17 protein-coding genes and 1 CRISPR repeat array are annotated in these 18,109 nt (G+C 72.4%); of the genes, 9 read left to right on the top strand and 8 right to left on the bottom strand.

The window, feature by feature from the left end; all coding sequences use genetic code 11:
• The first annotated feature begins 530 nt into the window (after window positions 1-530).
• Entirely contained in the window at window positions 531-1,217 is a 687-nt protein-coding gene (locus VQ03_RS22320) for a hypothetical protein (protein ID WP_157064207.1), read from the top strand.
• Window positions 1,218-1,331: 114 nt separating this feature from the next.
• Here the strand turns inward: VQ03_RS22320 and VQ03_RS22315 are convergent, their stop codons facing one another.
• The 4 genes from VQ03_RS22315 to VQ03_RS22300 all read right to left on the bottom strand — a co-directional run bounded on the left by VQ03_RS22315 (window position 1,332) and on the right by VQ03_RS22300 (window position 6,237).
• Window positions 1,332-2,747 carry an amidase gene (locus VQ03_RS22315; protein WP_048453102.1) on the bottom strand — a complete coding sequence of 472 codons (1,416 nt, stop codon included), beginning with the start codon at window positions 2,745-2,747 and terminating at the stop codon, window positions 1,332-1,334.
• A gap of 18 nt (window positions 2,748-2,765) precedes the next feature.
• Window positions 2,766-3,884 carry a glycosyltransferase family 2 protein gene (locus tag VQ03_RS34735; RefSeq protein WP_048453101.1) on the bottom strand — a complete coding sequence of 373 codons (1,119 nt, stop codon included), beginning with the start codon at window positions 3,882-3,884 and terminating at the stop codon, window positions 2,766-2,768.
• The gene (locus tag VQ03_RS34730) at window positions 3,881-4,627 is read right to left on the bottom strand and encodes a lysophospholipid acyltransferase family protein (RefSeq protein ID WP_048453106.1); all 747 of its coding nucleotides are present in this window, start codon (window positions 4,625-4,627) and stop codon (window positions 3,881-3,883) included. Before VQ03_RS34730 ends, VQ03_RS34735 begins: the two co-directional genes overlap by 4 nt.
• Window positions 4,628-4,704: 77 nt before the next feature.
• Complete coding sequence (locus VQ03_RS22300) at window positions 4,705-6,237, bottom strand: phytoene desaturase family protein (protein ID WP_048453100.1); 1,533 nt, start codon at window positions 6,235-6,237, stop codon at window positions 4,705-4,707.
• Between the two features lie 180 nt (window positions 6,238-6,417).
• On the opposite strand from VQ03_RS22300, the gene VQ03_RS22295 reads away from it, so the two are divergent.
• From VQ03_RS22295 to VQ03_RS22280, 4 genes are all read left to right on the top strand, one after another.
• Window positions 6,418-6,711 (top strand): hypothetical protein, encoded by a 294-nt coding sequence (locus VQ03_RS22295; RefSeq protein WP_048453099.1) that lies wholly within the window; start codon window positions 6,418-6,420, stop codon window positions 6,709-6,711.
• A 206-nt stretch (window positions 6,712-6,917) separates the two neighbouring features.
• A complete protein-coding gene (ykgO, locus tag VQ03_RS22290; RefSeq protein ID WP_012334921.1) occupies window positions 6,918-7,043 on the top strand; it encodes a type B 50S ribosomal protein L36 in 126 nt (41 codons plus the stop codon).
• An 81-nt stretch (window positions 7,044-7,124) separates the two neighbouring features.
• Complete coding sequence (locus VQ03_RS22285; RefSeq protein WP_048453098.1) at window positions 7,125-7,730, top strand: tetratricopeptide repeat protein; 606 nt, start codon at window positions 7,125-7,127, stop codon at window positions 7,728-7,730.
• A 12-nt stretch (window positions 7,731-7,742) separates the two neighbouring features.
• Window positions 7,743-8,765, top strand: a complete 1,023-nt coding sequence (locus VQ03_RS22280) for an alpha/beta fold hydrolase (protein ID WP_048453097.1) — start codon at window positions 7,743-7,745, stop codon at window positions 8,763-8,765.
• A gap of 3 nt (window positions 8,766-8,768) precedes the next feature.
• On the opposite strand, the gene pyk is transcribed toward VQ03_RS22280, so the two are convergent.
• The 4 genes from pyk to VQ03_RS22260 form a co-directional block, all read right to left on the bottom strand.
• On the bottom strand, window positions 8,769-10,205 hold the full coding sequence (gene pyk, locus VQ03_RS22275) for a pyruvate kinase (protein WP_048453096.1): 1,437 nt from the start codon (window positions 10,203-10,205) through the stop codon (window positions 8,769-8,771).
• Window positions 10,206-10,666: 461 nt separating this feature from the next.
• A CRISPR array of direct repeats spans window positions 10,667-11,976; the repeat unit is 29 nt; unit sequence CGGTTCATCCCCGCGCCTGCGGGGAACAC.
• Between the two features lie 116 nt (window positions 11,977-12,092).
• Complete coding sequence (locus VQ03_RS22270; RefSeq protein ID WP_083468154.1) at window positions 12,093-12,551, bottom strand: DUF1036 domain-containing protein; 459 nt, start codon at window positions 12,549-12,551, stop codon at window positions 12,093-12,095.
• Window positions 12,523-13,833 (bottom strand): glycerate kinase type-2 family protein, encoded by a 1,311-nt coding sequence (locus VQ03_RS22265; protein WP_048453095.1) that lies wholly within the window; start codon window positions 13,831-13,833, stop codon window positions 12,523-12,525. The genes VQ03_RS22270 and VQ03_RS22265 overlap by 29 nt, the downstream gene beginning before the upstream one ends.
• 67 nt (window positions 13,834-13,900) lie before the next feature.
• Window positions 13,901-14,848 carry a DMT family transporter gene (locus VQ03_RS22260; RefSeq protein ID WP_048453094.1) on the bottom strand — a complete coding sequence of 316 codons (948 nt, stop codon included), beginning with the start codon at window positions 14,846-14,848 and terminating at the stop codon, window positions 13,901-13,903.
• A 151-nt stretch (window positions 14,849-14,999) separates the two neighbouring features.
• On the opposite strand from VQ03_RS22260, the gene VQ03_RS22255 reads away from it, so the two are divergent.
• The 4 genes from VQ03_RS22255 to VQ03_RS22240 all read left to right on the top strand — a co-directional run.
• The gene (locus VQ03_RS22255) at window positions 15,000-15,752 is read left to right on the top strand and encodes an N-formylglutamate amidohydrolase (RefSeq protein WP_048453093.1); all 753 of its coding nucleotides are present in this window, start codon (window positions 15,000-15,002) and stop codon (window positions 15,750-15,752) included.
• 69 nt (window positions 15,753-15,821) lie between these two features.
• Window positions 15,822-16,127, top strand: a complete 306-nt coding sequence (locus tag VQ03_RS22250; RefSeq protein WP_048453092.1) for a DUF1244 domain-containing protein — start codon at window positions 15,822-15,824, stop codon at window positions 16,125-16,127.
• A gap of 250 nt (window positions 16,128-16,377) precedes the next feature.
• A complete protein-coding gene (locus VQ03_RS22245; RefSeq protein ID WP_236012505.1) occupies window positions 16,378-16,635 on the top strand; it encodes a DUF2312 domain-containing protein in 258 nt (85 codons plus the stop codon).
• Window positions 16,636-16,910: 275 nt separating this feature from the next.
• The coding region (locus VQ03_RS22240; RefSeq protein WP_157064205.1) for a DUF3095 domain-containing protein at window positions 16,911-18,109 on the top strand (1,199 nt) is incomplete at its 3' end.

The following is an 18,109-nucleotide window of genomic DNA, read 5'->3' as shown; positions in this document are numbered from 1 at the left end:
GCCGAAGCCGCCGCCCCGGAACCCGGCTCCACCGAGACCGCCGCCGTGGAAGCCGCCACCTCCGAAGCCACCGCCGCGGAAGCCGCCGCCACCGCGGGCATCGGCCCCGGCCGTGGACAGGGCGAGAGCACCGGCGGCGAGCGCGGATGCGAGAACGAGATGCCTCATGGCACCATCTCCTGCTTGCAAAAGGAAGGGTTTCCTCAGGGCCGAACAACGCCGGCGAACAGGGGCGGTTCGAGGCACGCATCCGGCGGATCGTCCGCTCGCGGCTTCGTGAGAGCGGACGACATGCGGCGTGACGCAAAGGTGCGATCCAGGCGCTCCCCACCACGCCGACGCGCAGTGCCGGCCTCGGACATGATCCTTTTCGAGTTCCAGCCGAACAACAGAAGAGAGTCTTCCAAAAATTGTCTCTCAAAATCAAAGCTACATCTTCTAAATATTAGCAAATCGCGCCAGATATACGCGGCTTCAGGCAATTATTGATTGTGCAAAACATGCAACAAGTCTCGAAGTTCACTTGCGCCATGCTCACCTACAACAACGTGACCCCGTCCGCCCGGCAATGCGGCGTCCAGTTCGCCGCGGAGCAGGGCGTGCAGATCACGTCGAATCAGGGCAGGGCGACGGTCAAGGGCTTCACCACCGCCTGGAACTACGACCCGTCGGCGCAAACTGTCTCGCTGCAATGCACGGACAGCCCCTTCATCTGGCCATGCTCGATCATCAACAACTTCATCGACAGCACGATGCACAATTGCCTGAGCCGGAAAGACGGCACGATACCGCGGCGGCTCGGGGAGGAGGCGCTCGGCGCCTTCTCCCACCAGCTCGCCGACGCGCTCGGGCTTTCCGCCGGCCTCCCCCGCGAGAGGGCCGAGCGTGCGGCGGTCGATCCGCTCTACCTGCACCGGCTGGTCGCCGGGCGGGATGCCCCGGAGACCATGTCCGGGCCGATCGCGGAATCCCGCGGGAACGAGCCCGCCGAAATGGGCGCCGCGCCCCACGCCGGTGCCGGTGGCCAAGGCCGCGCTCGCCTTGACGCGCTGGGGGGCGGCGGGCTTCGGGCAGGTGAGCCCGCAAACCGCCGAGCGCAGGCGCCGGGCGTGCCGATCCTGCCCGGGGCTGCAGGCACCCGGCGGACACCCGGTCCATCGCCTCGCCGGCCCGGCCGCCAGCGGCCTGTGCAGCTGCGCCATCGAGAAGTAAGGTGATGCTCCCGACCGAGAGCCGCCCGGCGCGATCGCCGGACGACCCGGCGCTCAACCCCTGGGGCGAGGCGCCCGACCGAGCGCGACCGCCCCGCGGAGAGGCGGCCGCCTCCCGCGTCACCCCCGATGCGTCACCCGCGGCTCCGACAGGACCGGCCAGGGATACGCCGCCTCGACCGCGCGGGAGGCCGCGAGCACCCGGGCGTCGGCCCCCATCGGGCCGACGATCTGAAGGCCGACCGGCAGGCCGGCCTCCGTCAGCCCGCAGGGTACGGTCGCGGCCGGCTGGCCGGTGAGGTTGAAGGGGTAGGAGAACGGGGTCCAGTTCAGCCAGTCGTCGCCGAAGCGCCCGTCGGGCGGGGTCAGGTTGCCGGCCGTGAAGGCGGGGGTGGCGAGGGCGGGCGTCAGGAGCAGGTCGTAGGTGCGGTGGAACCGCGCCATGGCGGTGAACAGCGCGCCGCGGGCGTTGAGGGCGGCGACGAAATCCGGCGCCGCGATCTGCCGCCCGCGCTCGGCCGCCGCCCGTAAGGCAGGCTCGACGAGGTCGCGCTTCTCCTCCGGGATCCCCCGCAGCACGCACCAGGCGCCGACCAGCCAGATCCCGTTCAGGGTCTCGACCGGATCGGAGAAGCCCGGATCGGCCTCCTCGACGGTCGCGCCGAGCGCGGCGAAGCGCTTGGCCGCCGCCTCGGTCAGGCGCGCCACCTCGGGATCGACCTGGGTGGCGAAGCCGAGACGCGGGCTCCAGGCGATGCGCAGGCCCCGCACCCCGTCCTCCAGGCCCGCGAGATAGTCCGGCGGCTCGGTCAGCGAGGCCGCCATGTCGCGGGGGTCGGGCCGGGCGATGGCCTGCATCATCCGGGCGGAATCGCGCACGCCCCGGGTCATCGGCCCGAGATGCGCCACCGGCCCGAAGGGCGAGGGCGGGAAGGCCGGCACCCGGCCGAAGCTGGGCTTGAGCCCGTAGATGCCGCAGAACGCGGCCGGGATGCGGATCGAGCCCGCCCCGTCGGTGCCGATATGGAGGAGGCCGAGATTGAGCGCCGCCGCCGCCGCGGCCCCGGCCGAGGAGCCGCCGGTGGTCATGCGCGTGTCCCAGGGGTTCCGGGTCGAGCCGGTATGGGTCGAGTCGCCGAGGCCCTTCCAGCCGAATTCCGGCATCGTGGTCTTGGCGAGCGGGATGGCGCCGGCCTCGAGGAGCCGGTCGACGATCGGGGCGTTCTCGGTGGCGGGCGTGTCGGCGGTGGTCAGCGAGCCGCGGCGCATCGGGTGGCCGGCCCAGGCGATGTTGTCCTTGATCGTGAAGGTCACGCCGTCGAGGGGACCGCGGGGTTCTCCCCTGGCCCAGCGCGCCTCGGAGGCGGCCGCCGCGGCCAAGGCCCCGTCGCGGTCGACCAGCACGAAGGCGTCGAGGTCCGGGCCGTGGCGGTCGATGCGCGCCAGGGCGTCCGACACCACCTCCCGGGGCGAGAGGCTGCGGTCGCGATAGGCGGAAAGCGTCGCGGTACCGTCGAGGTCGCGGATCTCGGTCATGCTGTCTCCCTCTTCAACTCACCCGGCCGGATAGGTGCGCCCCTTCCAGGTGGCGACCCCGGCTTGGGCCGGGCGCAGGAGCGCGTTCCATTGCAAGGCCAGCGCCAGTGCCACGGTGAGGGGATGGAGCGGGATCGTCCAGGGGTCCTCGCGGGTGGCGAGCGTGATCGCCGCCCGCGTGAGGAGCGAGACGGCGAGGGCTGCCCCCGCCATGGGCAGGCTGCCGGCGCCCAGCAGGGCGGCGATCGCGAGGAGCAGCGGCAGCACGTGGCCGCCGCCGAGCAGCAGGGTCCAGACCGGCAGGGCGCGGGGCGTGGCCAGGCCCTCATGGGCGTTCTTCGAGAAGCCGGCCCAGGACTGGGCGAAGTCCGTGTACATCCGGCAGGTCGCGAGGCCGGAGGCCGCCACGAGGTCGGTGGCGAGGCCGGCCTTGCGGAACACCCGGGGCAGCCGCACGCCGTCATGCAGGCTCTCGCGGATCGCCCCGTGGCCGCCGACCCGGCGGTAGGCGTCGGCCTCCACCAGCACCAGCTGGCCGCAGGCGGCCCCGAGGGCGGGATCCTTGAGGCGGCGCATCAACGGGACCGGCAGGTAGCCGAGCAGCAGGAAATTGATCATCGGCACGGTCAGGCGCTCGCCCCATGTGCCGGTGATCTGCCGGGGCACGCCGCTGACGAGAGCCGCGCCGACCGTCTCGGCCGCCCCCGCCAGCGCCGCGGCGCCGTGGGGGGCGAGGCGCACATCGGCGTCGATGAACAGCAGGTGGCGCCCTGTCGCGGCCTGGCCGAGGACGTGGCAGGCGTGGTTCTTGCCGGTCCAGCCCGGGGGCAGCGGCGGCACCGCGATCAGGCGGAGACGCGCATCGCGGGCGGCGAACTCGGCGACGATCGCCGCCGTCCCGTCGGTCGAGTGGTCGTCGGCGACGATCACCTCGATCGGAACTCCGGTGCTGGCGAGCGCCGCCGCCAGGGTCGGGCCGATATTGGCCGCCTCGTTGCGGGCCGGGATCAGGATCGAGACCAGGCCGTCCGGCGCGGGTGTCCCGGGCGCCGCCCTCCGCAGAGCGAAGAGGTTGGCGAGCGCCAGAAAGGCCGGCAGCAGCGCCAGGGCGACGGCGAGGAGCGCGAGCACGGTCACGGCGCCCGGCCCTCGCGATGGCCGGCCACGAAGCGGCGCCCGGTGAGCGCCGCCGTCAGCCGATGCCACGCATCGTAGATGCCGCCGATGCCGCGTCGCCCGTCGAGCAGGGAGGCGAAGCGGGCGGGATCGCGGCTCCGCACGTCGGTGGCGAGGCGATCGAGGGTGGCGGTCAGGTCGGCCTCCAGGCGGGCGAGGCGGTCCGGGCGGGGCAGGGCGAGGAGGTCGCGGGCCGGAATGCCCGGCCCGAAGGCGGTGCAGGCCTCGGCTCCGCGCTCCTCCCAGAAGGCGTAATCGAGGGCGAGCGGCACGAACAGGGCGTCGGGCGCGAGTTCGGCGAGGCGCGCGACGCCGGGGCGCAAGCCCAAGGGCCGCTCGCGCACGTCGCTGAAGCGCCCTTGCGCGGTGATCCACATCACCCGCCCCGGCCGGCCGAGGATTGTTCGCGAGGCGGCCATGAAGGCGGCCGCGCCGCGGGGCGAGTCGAGATCGACCCCGAAGGCGCCCATGCGGGAGAAGATGCGGTAGCGGGCGAGCATCGCGGCGTCGAACGGCGCGTAACTCTCGGCTTCGGGAAAGAAGCGCTGGGCGAGGAGGATGATCACCGCGGCATCCCACCAGGCCGGGTGGTTGCAGTAGATCACCACCGGTCCGCCGGCCGCCGCCGCCGGGGGCCGGCCCCATTCCGCCAGCCGCAGGGCGTTGAGGTGGCGCCTCGCGTAGCGGGCGAAGTACACGCCCATGAAGCGCCAGATGGCAGGGGAGCGGGCCGCGACCGGATCCGGCGGCAGGGCCCGCCGGGACGGGATGGCCCGCCCGCTCACGAGGCCGCCTTCAGGGCCTCGGTGGTGCCGCGGGCGTCCTGGTCGAGGGCGTCGGCGGCGATCCAGCCCGACATCATCACCATCGGCATGCCGGGCCCCGGATGGGCGGCGCCGCCGGCGAGGTAGAGGCCGCGCACCTCCCGCGAGCGGTTGCCGGGCTTGAACGCGCCCATGATCCGGCCGTGCGAGGCCAGACCGTAGATCGCGCCGTTGAGCACCTTGTAGCGGGAATGGATGTCCGCCGGGGTCAGGTGACGCTCGACCACGATGCGCTCCTCGATGTCCGGCATGCCGGCGGTGCGCTTCAGCTTGTCGAGGATCTTCTGCCGGTAGGCCGGCAGCATCTTGGACCAGTCGTGGTGCGGGCGAAGGTACGGCGTGTGGACCAGCACGTAGAGCGCCTCGCCGCCCTCGGGCGCCACCGACGGGTCGGTGCTGCTGGGAGCCGCCAGATAGGCGGTCGGGTCCGGCGCCGGCTCGCCCTTGCGGTAGATCGCGTCGAACTCCTCCTCGGGGTCGCGCGAGAACACGAAGTCGTGGTGGGCGAGGTGGTCGTAGCGCTTGTTGAGGCCGAGATAGAGCACCACGCCCGAGCAGGCCGGCTCGAAGCTGCGCTTCTCGTAAGTGCGGCCGACCTCGCCGCCGACCAGCTCGCGGTAGGTGCGCACCGCGTCCATGTTGGAGATCACACGATCGTAGGGAACCACGCTCCCGCCGACCCGCACGCCCTTCACGGCGCCGTTCTCGATGGCGACGCCCTCGACCTCGCTGTCGGCCTTGAGGGTGGCGCCGAGATCGCCCGCGAGCTTCATCAGCCCCTCGGCCACCGCCCGCGTACCGCCCATCGGGTACCAGACCCCGTCCGCGGTCTGCATGTGGGCGATGGCGCAGAGCACCGCCGGCGCGCCGTAGGGCGAGGAGCCGACATATTGCACGAAGTGATCGAGCATCTGGGCGAGGCGGGCATCCCGCACCTTGCCCCGGATGGTGCCGGCGACCGAGGCGTGCATGCGAAGCGACAGCACGTCGCGCAGGGTGCCGGGATTGAGGTTGGCGCGGATGTCGATCGTGTCGAACAGGTCCTGCACCGGCTTCCAGAAGAAGAACTTTTCCGAGACGCCGTGCAGGTGCTCGGAGAGCGCCAGGAAGCGCTTGTAGCCCTCGCCGGCATTCTGGCCGGGGGCGAAGCGGTCCATCTCGGCCGCCATCGCCGAGACGTTCTCCATCAGGTCGATGCGGCTGCCGTCGTCGAAGAAGCAGCGCCATTGCGGGTCGAGGCGGCGCAGGTCCATGTAGTCGTGCACCGAGCGGCCGGACTCGGCGAAGATGCGCTCGAGCACGCGGGGCACCGTCAGGATGGTCGGCCCCATGTCGAAGCGGAAGCCGCCCTCGTGCAGGACGGCGGCCTTGCCGCCGATCCAGGCATTCTTGTCGTAGAGGGTGACGTCGTGCCCCCGCGAGGCGGCCACGCAAGCCGCCGCCAGACCGCCCAACCCGCCGCCGACCACCGCGACCGAGGTCCCCGCCATCACGCCTCTCCCGAGCGGGCGACGCGCCCGTTCCGGACAAGCTAGGCTCAACGAGAGGCGGGTCAACGCGCCGGGAGCCGCACATGTTGCCGCGCCGGAGGCATGCCTCACGGTCAAGAACCGGCGTCGGAGCCGGGGCGTTGCCCATGCAACCGTCACCGTCCTCTCGGAGACACCATCATGAAGACGACGCTCGCCCTCGTCGGCCTCCTCGGCCTCACCCTCGCCGGCCCGGCTTTCGCCCGGGACGCCCTCGACATCACGGTCAGCCCGCGGGCAACTCGAGCCGACCCGCTCGCCACCGGCAGCGTCCGCCCCTTGCGGCCGAACCCGAACGTCACCCCGAGCAACCCGATGGGCGTCGTCGGCTTCGACGGACCGCCCGGCGGCACGACCAGCGTGATCGGCGACGACGGCCCGCTGGCCCCCGGCTCGCCCGCCGCGACCCCGGACGCGCCCTTCGCGCGACCCTGACCCGACCCTGGCCGCGACGTTTTCGCCCCCGTCCGGTTGACTTGTCGGGCCCCCGCCGGGTAAGTCACGCGCCTCCGCACGGGCGGTGCTCCGCATCGCCCGGCGTCGGCGTTCGTCCAAGACATGCTTCGCCCTGGACGACCGCCGCGAGCCCGTTTTTCCATCCGCGCCCGGGCGTTCCGGCGCACCGACGTGAGACCAGACCGATGAAGATCCGTAACTCGCTGAAGTCGCTCCGCGGCCGGCATCGTGACAACCAGCTCGTGCGCCGCAAGGGCCGGGTCTACGTCATCAACAAGACCCAGAAGCGCTACAAGGCCCGCCAGGGCTAAAGGGCGCGGGGCCCGCTGGTCCTCTGGACCGCGGCAAGCCATCGCGTTGACGGGATCGCGCCGGCGCCGGACAGTGCCGGCATGCGCCGTCTCTCCTTTCCGATCTGCATGATGGCCGGCCTCCTCGGAGCGCCGGCTTTCGTCGTTGGGACGACCGCCCCGGTGGTCGCGGCCCCGAAGGAGGCGCCCAAGGAGGCGCCGCGCCCGCCCGTCACCCTCGACGACCTGTTCGCGCGGCTGAAGGCGGCCAAGGACGATGCCGAAGCCCGCGGCGTCGCCCAGCTGATCGAGCGTCGCCTCGACCGCTCCGGCAGCGACACCGTCGACCTCCTGGCGAGCCGCGCCGCGGAGGCGATGCAGGCCAAGGATTATCCGCTCGCCGTGGAACTCCTCGACCGGGTGACCGTGCTGGAGCCGGGCTGGGCCGAGGGCTGGAGCCGGCGCGCCACGGCCTTCTACCTCCTCGAGGACCAGGCGAGCGCGCTCGCCGACCTGCACAGGACCCTGACCCTGGAGCCGCGCCACTTCGAGGCCTGGGCGGCGCTCGCCCATATCTACATGGCGAGCGACGACAAGAGCCGGGCACTCGCCGCCTTCCGCCGCGCCGAGGCGATCTATCCGCGCATGGGCAAGGTCCACGAGGCGATCGAGCGCCTCGCCCCCGACGTCGACGGCCGCGACCTGTGACCGCCCGGCCGCATGCGCCGGCGTAGAGGACGGATCGCCCGCGTGCTGACCCTGATCGCCGGCCTCCTCGGGGGCGCCGTCGCCGCGCTCGCCGTCGCCGGCCTCCTCGCGACCTGGATCATCACCCTGGTGGTCGAGGCGCGCTACCCCCCGGCGGGACGGCGGATCGCGGTCGAGGGCGGGCACCTCGCGGTGCTGGAGGCCGGGCCGGGCGAGGGCAGCCCGAGCCGCGGCACCGTCGTGCTCCTGCACGGGGCGTCGGCCAACGCCATGGACCCGATGCAGGCGATCGGCCGGCGCCTCGCCGGCGACGGCTTCCGGGTGCTCTCCTTCGACCGGCCCGGCTTCGGCTACAGCGACCGCATCGCCCCGGACGCCGCCTCGCCGGCGGTGCAGGCGCGGTTGATCAGCGAGGCGCTGGCGGGCCTCAAGGTCGGCCCGGCCCTGATCGTCGGCCATTCCTGGTCCGGCGCGCTCGCCACCGCCATCGCCCTCGATCACCCGGAGCGCGTGGCCGGCCTGGCCCTGCTCGCCCCCGTCAGCCATCCCTGGCCGGGCGGCGGGGTGGGGGGCTATGCCGGCTGGTACCGCTCGCTCCCCGGGCGGATCCTCCTCACCATCGCCACCTACACGGTCGCGGCGCCGCTGGGCCTGACCTATCTCGACCGCTTCGCCGAAGTGGTCTTCCGCCCGCAGGGCCTGCCCGAGGGCTATCTCGACGGCGCCCGGGTACCGCTGGTGCTGCGGCCTTCGACCTTCGGGGCCAACCTGCGCGACCTCGACGGGCTCTACGCCTTCCTGGAGCGGCAGAGCCCGCGCTATCGGGACATCACCGCCCCGACCGTCGTCATCGCGGGCGACAGCGACCCCGTGGTCAAGACCGACGTGCACGCGAGAGCGCTCGCCCGCGAGGTGCCGGGCGCCAAGCTCGTGGTGCTGCCGGGCGTCGGCCACATGCTCCAATACGTCGCCGCCGACACGGTGGTGGCGGAGATCGAGGCGCTGGCGGCGCGGGAGCGGGTGGGGGCGCAGTAGCCCCTATGCCTTCGCGGCATGCTCCGGCGTCACCGTGGCGATCCGCACGAGGTTCGTCGCCCCCGGGGTGCCGAAAGGCAGGCCCGCCACCACGATCACCCGGTCGCCGATATCGGCGAACCGCTCGCGCACCGCGAACTTGCAGGCGCGGAACGACATGTCGTCGATGTCGCTGGCGTCGTTGGTGACGATCGGGTGGGTGCCCCAGGCGAGCGCCAGGCGCCGCGCCGTCTCGCGCTTCGGGGTCAGCGCGATCACCGTGGCGTCGGGCCGGGCGCGGGCGAGCCGCAGGGCGGTCGAGCCGGAGGCGGTCCAGGCCATCACGGCGTTGAGCCCGAGCGTGCCGGCGATCTGGTGGGCCGCCGCCGCGATGGCGTCCGAGGCGGTCGATTCCGGCTGGTTGCGCTGGGCCGCGATGATCGACCAGTAGATCCCGTCCTGCTCGACCTGCTCGGCGATGCGGTTCATGGTCGAGACCGCCTCGACCGGGAAAGACCCCGACGCGCTCTCGGCCGAGAGCATCACGGCATCCGCCCCCTCGTAGACGGCGGTCGCCACGTCCGAGACCTCGGCCCGGGTCGGCACCGGGGCGGAGATCATCGATTCGAGCATCTGGGTCGCCACCACCACCGGCTTGCCGAGGCGGCGCGCCCCGCGGGTGATGCGCTTCTGCACGCCGGGCACCTGCTCCAGCGGCATCTCGACCCCGAGATCGCCGCGGGCGACCATCAGCCCGTCGGCCACCGCCATGATCGCGTCGAGGGAAGCCACGGCCTGCGGCTTCTCGATCTTGGCCATCACCAGGGCGCGGCCCTGCGCCACCGCCTTCACCTCGGCGACGTCCTCCGGGCGCTGCACGAACGACACCGCGATCCAGTCGGCCCCGGCGGCGAGGCCGGCCTCGAGGTCGAGGCGGTCCTTCTCGGTCATGGCCGCGACAGGAATCGTGGTGTCGGGCAGGGACACGCCCTTGCGGTTCGAGACCCTGCCGCCGGTCACCACCCGGGTCACCGCCCGGCCGGGCCCGACCTCGGTGACGACGAGGCGCAGCTTGCCGTCGTCGACGATCACCGCGTGGCCGGGCTCCAGGGCCGAGAGGATCTCGGGGTGGGGCAAGTGGACCCGGGTCGCGTCGCCCGGGGTCGGGTCGTCGTCGAGGACGAAGCTCTGGCCGTTCTCGATCATCGCCGCATCCGCGGCGAAGCGCCCGACCCGGAGCTTCGGGCCCTGGAGATCGACCAGCACGGCGATCGGCCGCCTCAGCTTCTGCTCGATGCCCCGGATCGTCGCCACCCGCTCGCTCAGCCGCTCGCGGGGCAGGTGGCTCATGTTGATGCGAAACACGTCGGCGCCGGCCGCGAACAGCGCCTCGATCACCGCCGGATCCTCGGAGGCCGGGCCGAGGGTCGCGACGATCTTGGTGCGGCGGGCGCGCTTCATGGGGTGTCGTCCGGGGATGAGCGATGGGCGGAGGTTGGACCGTACGGAAAGCCGGTCGGCGGGCCCGGGTCAATTGGCGTTTTGGCGTCGGGCAGGGGGCGGACGATGGGGTTAGGATCGGGGGCAGGATCGGGCGGACTCGCGCATCCTCGTCCGGCGCGATTGTCGTAGATACGAAAACCGTGACGATCATGTTCAACGAGCTGAAGCGCCAAGCGCACCTCGCGAAGCATGGCCACGACTTCGCCGATTTCTGGCGCTGCTTCGACCGCGAGCGTGCGATGGAGCCCCGACACGGCCGAGTGCAACGGGAAGGCCCCGCTTCAACCTCATCGGCCACTGGAACGACGAAACCGTCGTCCTCGCCGTCGTGTCACCGCCCGGCAGTTGCGGGTGGCTTGAGCCGTTGATGCACTTGTTCCGTGCATCGGTGGGGAGCACATCGAGGATATTTTGCGGGATGGTTCATCCCCGCGCCTGCGGGGAACACTCCTCCACCGCGGCCAGATGCTCGCCCTTGAGCGGTTCATCCCCGCGCCTGCGGGGAACACGGCACCTCCGGGACCTACTACCCGGAGGGCCGCGGTTCATCCCCGCGCCTGCGGGGAACACTCAAGGCCGCCGAGCTTCTTAGGCCGTGGTGGCGGTTCATCCCCGCGCCTGCGGGGAACACGACTCCCTCCACGGGGATCAAGGGATTCTCTTCGGTTCATCCTCGCGCCTGCGGGGAACACGGGCGCTGGTTTAGCGACCTCGCGCAGGCGGGCGGTTCATCCCCGCGCCTGCGGGGAACACTAGGTTGTTACTTAAGTGGCTCTATAGGAGCACGGTTCATCCCCGCGCCTGCGGGGAACACGATCTCGGCATTGTCGGCGATGCGACGGGCGTCGGTTCATCCCCGCGCCTGCGGGGAACACAATGGAACTCCGAGGTAGCATTTTAGTGCCGCCGGTTCATCCCCGCGCCTGCGGGGAACACCGGTTAGCGCACTAGTCTGGGGGAAAAGAGGGCGGTTCATCCCCGCGCCTGCGGGGAACACAATTCCGGCGCCACCCCGGCCGATGTGGCCGCCGGTTCATCCCCGCGCCTGCGGGGAACACGCCTGCACCTGGGCCTGCCGGTAGAACCCGCGCGGTTCATCCCCGCGCCTGCGGGGAACACCGTGGCGATGGCCGCCTGTTGTGTCGCGCCGGCGGTTCATCCCCGCGCCTGCGGGGAACACTCACCCTCAAAAGGTTAGAAATCAGCCCGGCGCGGTTCATCCCCGCGCCTGCGGGGAACACCGGCTGGAGTGGATTTTGGCCTGATCCGCAAGCGGTTCATCCCCGCGCCTGCGGGGAACACGTCGCACCTGATGTCGCGGTTCCAGAACACAGCGGTTCATCCCCGCGCCTGCGGGGAACACAAAGCTCGCCGATGAGCGGCGCCGCCTAACCCCGGTTCATCCCCGCGCCTGCGGGGAACACCCTCAAGCTCCTGTACCTCTTCCCGGATAAGCTGGTTCATCCCCGCGCCTGCGGGGAACACCCCCGGCCCTCGTTGTCGAACGCCGCGCCGATCGGTTCATCCCCGCGCCTGCGGGGAACACCGCACCAGCCTCGGACGGGAACGCCGACAGGACGGTTCATCCCCGCGCCTGCGGGGAACACTGCGGCAAGGCCTGCTCGATCATGGCTTTAATCGGTTCATCCCCGCGCCTGCGGGGAACACCTACCTACGGCCTCGCTCTCCCCGCCGCCCGGCGGTTCATCCCCGCGCCTGCGGGGAACACTCCTTCTGGAAGTGATTGATGCGCTTGGCGTTTCACGATGTCAAACAGCGTACCGGCGTTCCGCACCCGTTCTGGGCCGCCTCAACCGGCCCAGACCCCCACCCCTCCAACCCGCCTCACGGCCCCGCCCTGCCCGGATCCGTCAGCTGGATCGTCCAGCTCTTCTGCTCGCCCGTATCGACCTCGAAGAAGCCGTTGCGGTCATAGCCGCGGGCGAGGCAATCCTCGACGCCGCGGATGGTGAACTCGCGGTCGCGGGTGCACATCAGGGAGCGGCCGCTCCACTCGCCGCCGCGGTCGTAATCGACCGCGAAGACGTAGTAGTAGCGGGCGGCCAGCGCTCCCTTGAGCAGGGTCTCGCAGCCTTTGGCGGAGAGGTTCCACCAGCCCTCCGTCACCCAGCCACCGGAATCCCGGTAGCCGAGCGCGATGCCGATGCGGCTGCCGGTCATGTTGCACATCCGCAGGTCCGCCCGCGCCGGCCCGGCCCCGAGCAGGGCGAGGAGCGGGACCGAGAGCAGCGCGGCGCGGCGGAGGGACAGGAAGTCAGCCAACCAGGATGATGCGGAGGTCATTGACGTTCGTGCGGGTGGGCCCGGGCCGGACGAGGTCGCCGATCCGGTCGAAGAACGGTGTCGAGTCGTTCTCTCCCAAGCTTGCCCGCGCGTCGAGCCCCGCCGCCGCCGCACGGGCCAGCGTCGTGGGGTCGATCATCGCCCCGGCCGGGTCGGTGGCCTCGCCGCGGCCGCCATCGGTGCCGTCGGTATCGGCCGAGAGGGCCGAAATCCCGGGGGCGCCGTCGAGGGCGAGCGCCAGCGCCAGGGCGTATTCCTGGTTCGGCCCGCCCTGGCCCTCGCCGCGGATCGTCACGGTCAATTCGCCGCCGGAGATCAGCGCCACCTTGCGCCCGGCGGCCTTCATCTCGCGGGCGAGAGCGGCATGGGCGGCCGCCACCTCGCGAGCCTCGCCCTCGAGGTCGGCCCCGAGCAGCACCGGCTCGTAGCCGGCGGCGTCCGCCGCCGCGGAGGCCGCGTTCAGCGCGTCGACCGGCCGGGCGATGATGCGGAACTCGCTGTGGGCGAAGGCCGGGTCGCCGGGCTTCGGGCTCTCGTTGGCGGGGTCGTTCAGCAGCGCCTCGGCGGAAGCCGGCAGGGGAATGCCCCGGCGGGCGCAGATCGCCCTGGCATCGGCCAGGGTGGTCGGGTCCGGCACCGTCGGGCCGGAGGCGATCACCGCCGGGTCGTCCCGGGGCACGTCGGAGATCGCCAGGGTCAGGATCCGGCCGGCGTTGCGGGCGGCCCCCGCCAGCCGTCCGCCCTTGATGCGCGAGAGATGCTTGCGCACGCAGTTGATCTCGTCGATCGCCGCGCCGGAGCGCAGCAGCGCCCGGGTGATGCCCTGCTTCTCCGTCAGCGTCAGGGCGCCGGCCGGGGCGATCCAGTTCGCCGAGCCGCCGCCGGAGAGGAGCACCAGAACGAGGTCGTCCGGGCCGGCCGAGGCCGCGAGGTCGAGCGCGCGTTGCGTCGCCGCGATGCCGGCCTCGTCCGGCACCGGGTGGCCGGCCTCCACCACCTCGATCACCCCGGCCGGCTCCCCGTAACCGTGGCGGGCGACCGCCAGGCCGGCGATGCGGGAGGGATCGACCCCCAGCGCCCGATAGTGCTGCTCGGCGAGCGCGGCCATGCTGGCCCCGGCTTTGCCGGCGCCGAGGATCACCAGCCGGCCGGCCGGGACCGGGGGCAGGTGCGGCACCAGGCAGCCGCGCGGATGGGCGGCCGTGACGCCCGCGTCGAGCAGGCGCAGCAGCAGGGCGCGGACCTCCGAGGGGGCGGTCTCTCGGGCGGGGGCATCGGTCACGGGGCGGCTCCTCTGAAGGTTGCGGTCACGCTTCGGACCGGCTTCGTGCCGGCCTCGTTCCAGTTTGTTAGAGCTTGATGGCCGGGGCGGAACGCCGGGGGCGGGCGACCGCGATGCCGGCCAGGATCAGGCCGCCGCCGAGCACCTGGAGGGGCCCGATGGCCTCGCCGAGGAGGATCCAGGCGAGGATCGCGGCGGCCACCGCCTCCAGGAAGATCACCAGGGAGGAGAAGCCGGCGGGCAGGCGCCCGAGCGCCACCGCGAGCAGGCCCTGGCCGCCGGCATGGCTGACCAGGGCCAGCGCCAGGAGCCCGGCGGCGGCGCTCCACGATTGCGGCAGCACCGGCCGGGTCTCCAGGACGGCGACCGCGACCAGCAGCACCAGGGCGGTGACGCAGGAGGCCACGAAGGTGACGCGGGCGGCGCCCAGGCCCCGGGCCCGGGCGCGCTCCACGGTCAGGAAGTAGAGGGCGAAGAACAGGGCGGTGATCACCCCGTCCCGGTCGCCGGCGAGGCGGGCGGGATCGACCTGGATCGACTGCCCGACCAGGGTGGCGCCGCCGAGGAGGCAGACGAGAAGGCCCAGCAGCGTGCGGCCGGCGGGCCGGCGGCGCAGGCCGATCCAGGCGAACATCACCACGAAGACCGGCGCCGTGGTGGCGAAGAAGGTGGCATTGGCCACCGTGGTGCCGAGCACGGCGAGGTGCCAGAACAGGAGGTCGCCCGAGAAGGCGAGGCCGGCGAGCAGGGAAGACGGCGTGACGCCCCGGCGCAGGTGCGGCGCCCGCGCCTCCTCCAGCCGCATCCAGCCGTAGAGCACCGGCAGCGCCAGGGCGACGCGCCAGAACGCGCTAGCGAAGGGCCCGACCTCCGGGCTGACGGCGCGCACCAGGATCGGCGAGAGGCCCATCGCCACCGCGCCGGCGACGAGGGCGGCCAGCGCCGGACCGAGATCGGCGGAGGGACCGGCCGAGGCGCCGGAGGCGGCGAGGTCGGGCAGGGGGGTGCGGGACATCGGCAGGGCCTTCGCAGGACGGGATCCCGCTCGGGGATCCGCCAGCGTCCGTCACTATGGCAAGTCGTGCCCGGCGTCACCGTGCGGAGCGGATGGAGGCGGCCCCGCCATTTGGGTATGGGGAAGGGGACAGACACCAGCGCAGCCCCCGATGACAGCTCCCCACCCGCCCCACCCCGTCGAGACGATTCCCGGCGATCCGGCCTGCGGCCTGCTCCTCCTGTGCGACCACGCCTCGAACGCGGTGCCGCCGGACCTCCACAACCTCGGCGTCGCCGCGCCCCACTTCGAGCGGCACATCGCCTACGACATCGGGGCGGCGGCGGTGACGCGCTCGCTTGCCCGGCGGCTCGGCGCGCCGGCGCTCCTCACCACCTTCTCGCGGCTCATCATCGACCCCAATCGCGGCCGCACCGACCCGACTCTGGTGATGCGCCTCTCGGACGGGGCGATCGTGCCGGGCAACGCGAAGATCGGGCCCGAGGGCGTCGCGGAGCGGCTGGCCCGCTTCTACGACCCCTACGACCGGGCGATCGATGCGGGTGTCGCGGCGGCCATGGCGGCCGGGGCGCCGCCGGCCATCGTGACCGTGCACAGCTTCACCCCGGCCTGGCGCGGGGTGGCGCGGCCCTGGCAGGTCGGCATCCTGTGGGACCGGGACGATCGCCTGGCCGGCCCGCTGATCACGGCCCTGAGAGCGGATCCGGCCGGGTTCACGGTCGGCGACAACCAGCCCTATGGCGGCGGCCTGCCGGGGGACACGATCGACCGGCACGCCATGGCCCGCGGGCTGCCCAACGCCCTGATCGAGATCCGCCAGGACCTGATCGGCGACGAGGCCGGGGCCGAGGACTGGGCCGCGCGCTTCGCCGCCCTGCTGGGGCCGTTGGTCGCCCGCGCTTGACCGGGCGGGCGCCCGCCCCGACTTCAACGCAACGGTTTGCAACGCAACGGTTTGACCGAGGGACCACCGATGGACGGCATCGACGAGACCACCCGCACCGAGCTCGAAGCCGCGGTCTTCCGCCGCCTGGTGTCGCATCTCCAGGGGCGCACCGACGTGCAGAACATCGACCTGATGAATCTCGCGGGCTTCTGCCGCAACTGCCTGTCGAACTGGCTCAAGGACGCCGCCGACGCCCGCGGCTTGGCCCTCACCAAGGAGCAGAGCCGCGAGCACGTCTACGGCATGCCCTACGACGAGTGGAAGGCGCGCCACCAGGGCGAGGCGACCCCGGAGCAGGCGGCGGCCTTCGCGGCGAGGGCGGAGAAGCACTGAAGTGTCCGCCCGCGCGGCTGCGGGCGGAAAAACACCGAGGAGCCCGCCCGCGCCTGCGCGGGTGGGGAAGCGCTGACGGGATCAGCCGGGGGAGCGCAAGGACTCGGTAAGGTTGCGCATCTATCAAGATCCGGGAGGGTGAGCCGCGAAGGCCGCCATCCGTCAGTGGGTTGGGGTGCCTGATGGCCGCGTCCGCCCCGGCGGTACGACAGACCCATCGGCAAGGAGACCGTGAATGAACGCGCACAGCATGCCGGACGCCGACGTCGCCTCGTCGGGCGTCGCCGCCGAGGAGCTCAAGCAGTTCATCGAGCGCATCGAGCGCCTGGAGGAGGAGAAGGCCGGCCTCCAGGGCGATATCAAGGACGTGATGCTGGAGCTGAAGGGCCGTGGCTTCGACGTGAAGGCGGTGCGCACCATCCTGCGCCTGCGCAAGAAGGACCATTCGGAGCGCCAGGAAGAGGAGGCCATCCTGGAGCTGTACATGCAGGCGCTGGGGATGGCGTAGGGCCACCGGTTTCCCTGAACGGACGCCACAGACATTTCCCTGTCGCAACGAGAAACGCGGGCGTTCCCCTCTCCCCGACAGATCCCGGGCTTGCCCGGGATCTGCAAGCGAGGGACGAAGTCGGGCAGGCCCGACTTCTCGCGGGGGAGGGGAAACCCGCGCATCTTCTTTTTCAGCACCGCTTTGCGTGACGGGCGGAGCCGAACACCATCGCCCAACCCCGCCACACCCGTTCCCCGAGGAACCGTCACCTCAACTCTGAACGTTTGGGACGGATGGAGACACCGACGCCACCGGAGCCCAGCGGCTTCCGCTACGCCGACCTCACCCCGGCGACCGACTTCCTCAGCATCCTCGACGACGCGCTCTACCGCGCCGTCCCGGAAGGCTGGTGGGTGGCGGTCACCGACGTGGTCGATTCCACCGGCGCCATCGCGGCGGGGCGCTACCGGGCGGTGAACTTCGTCGGGGCGGCGGTAATCGCGGCCCTGCGCAACGCCTTCGGGCGGCGCGACATGCCGTTCGTGTTCGGAGGTGACGGGGCGAGCGTGCTGGTCGCGCCCGACGAGGAGGAGGCGGCGAAGACCGCGCTCGCCGCGACGGTGGCCTGGGCCCGCGACGCGATGGGGCTGACCCTGCGCGCCGCCCTGGTGCCGGTTGCGGCGATCCGGGCGGCCGGCCACGCGGTCGAGGTGGCGCGCTACGCGCCCTCGCCGGACGTCGCCTACGCGATGTTCATGGGCGGCGGCCTCGCCTTCGCGGAGCGCGCCCTCAAGCAGGGCCTCTACGCGATCGCGCCGGCGCCGGCGGGCACGCAGCCCGACCTGACCGGGCTAACCTGCCGGTTCGAGCCGGCCCGGGCGCGCCACGGCCTCATCCTGTCGATCCTGGTGGTCGCGACCGAGGGCGCCGACCGGGCTGCCGCGCGGGCGGCGATCGCCGACGTGGTGCGGCTCGCCGCCGAGGCACCGGCCCGCGGCCATCCCCTGCCGCCCGGCGGGCCCGCCTTGCGCTGGCCGCCGCCGGGCTTTTCCCACGAGGTGCGGGCGCGCGGTCCCCTGTGGGGCTCCCTGCCGTTGCGGCGCCTCCACCTCCTCGGCGCGACGATCGTCGCCCACCTGATCTTCCGCTTGGGATTGCGCGTCGGCGGGTTCTCGGCCCCGCGCTACCTCGACGAGCTGGTGGCGAACGCGGATTTCCGGAAATACGACGACGGCCTGCGCATGACCGTCGATTGCGGTCCCGACCTCGCGGCGCGGATCGAGGCGCGGCTGGAGACGGCCGAGGCGGCGGGGCTGGTGCGGTTCGGCCTGCACCGCCAGGCCGCGGCGCTCACCACCTGCATCACCCCGGTCGCGGCGTTGCGCGACCACGTCCACTTCGTCGACGGCGAGGATGGCGGCTACGCGCGGGCGGCGCAGGTGCTGAAGGCGAAACAGGCCGCGCACCGCGTGGTTGGGAACGCGGAAGAGGC

Source organism: Methylobacterium tarhaniae (assembly GCF_001043955.1).
GTDB lineage: Bacteria > Pseudomonadota > Alphaproteobacteria > Rhizobiales > Beijerinckiaceae > Methylobacterium > Methylobacterium tarhaniae.
Note: the sequence above shows the minus strand (reverse complement) of the source record. Positions and strands in the feature narration are given on the sequence as shown.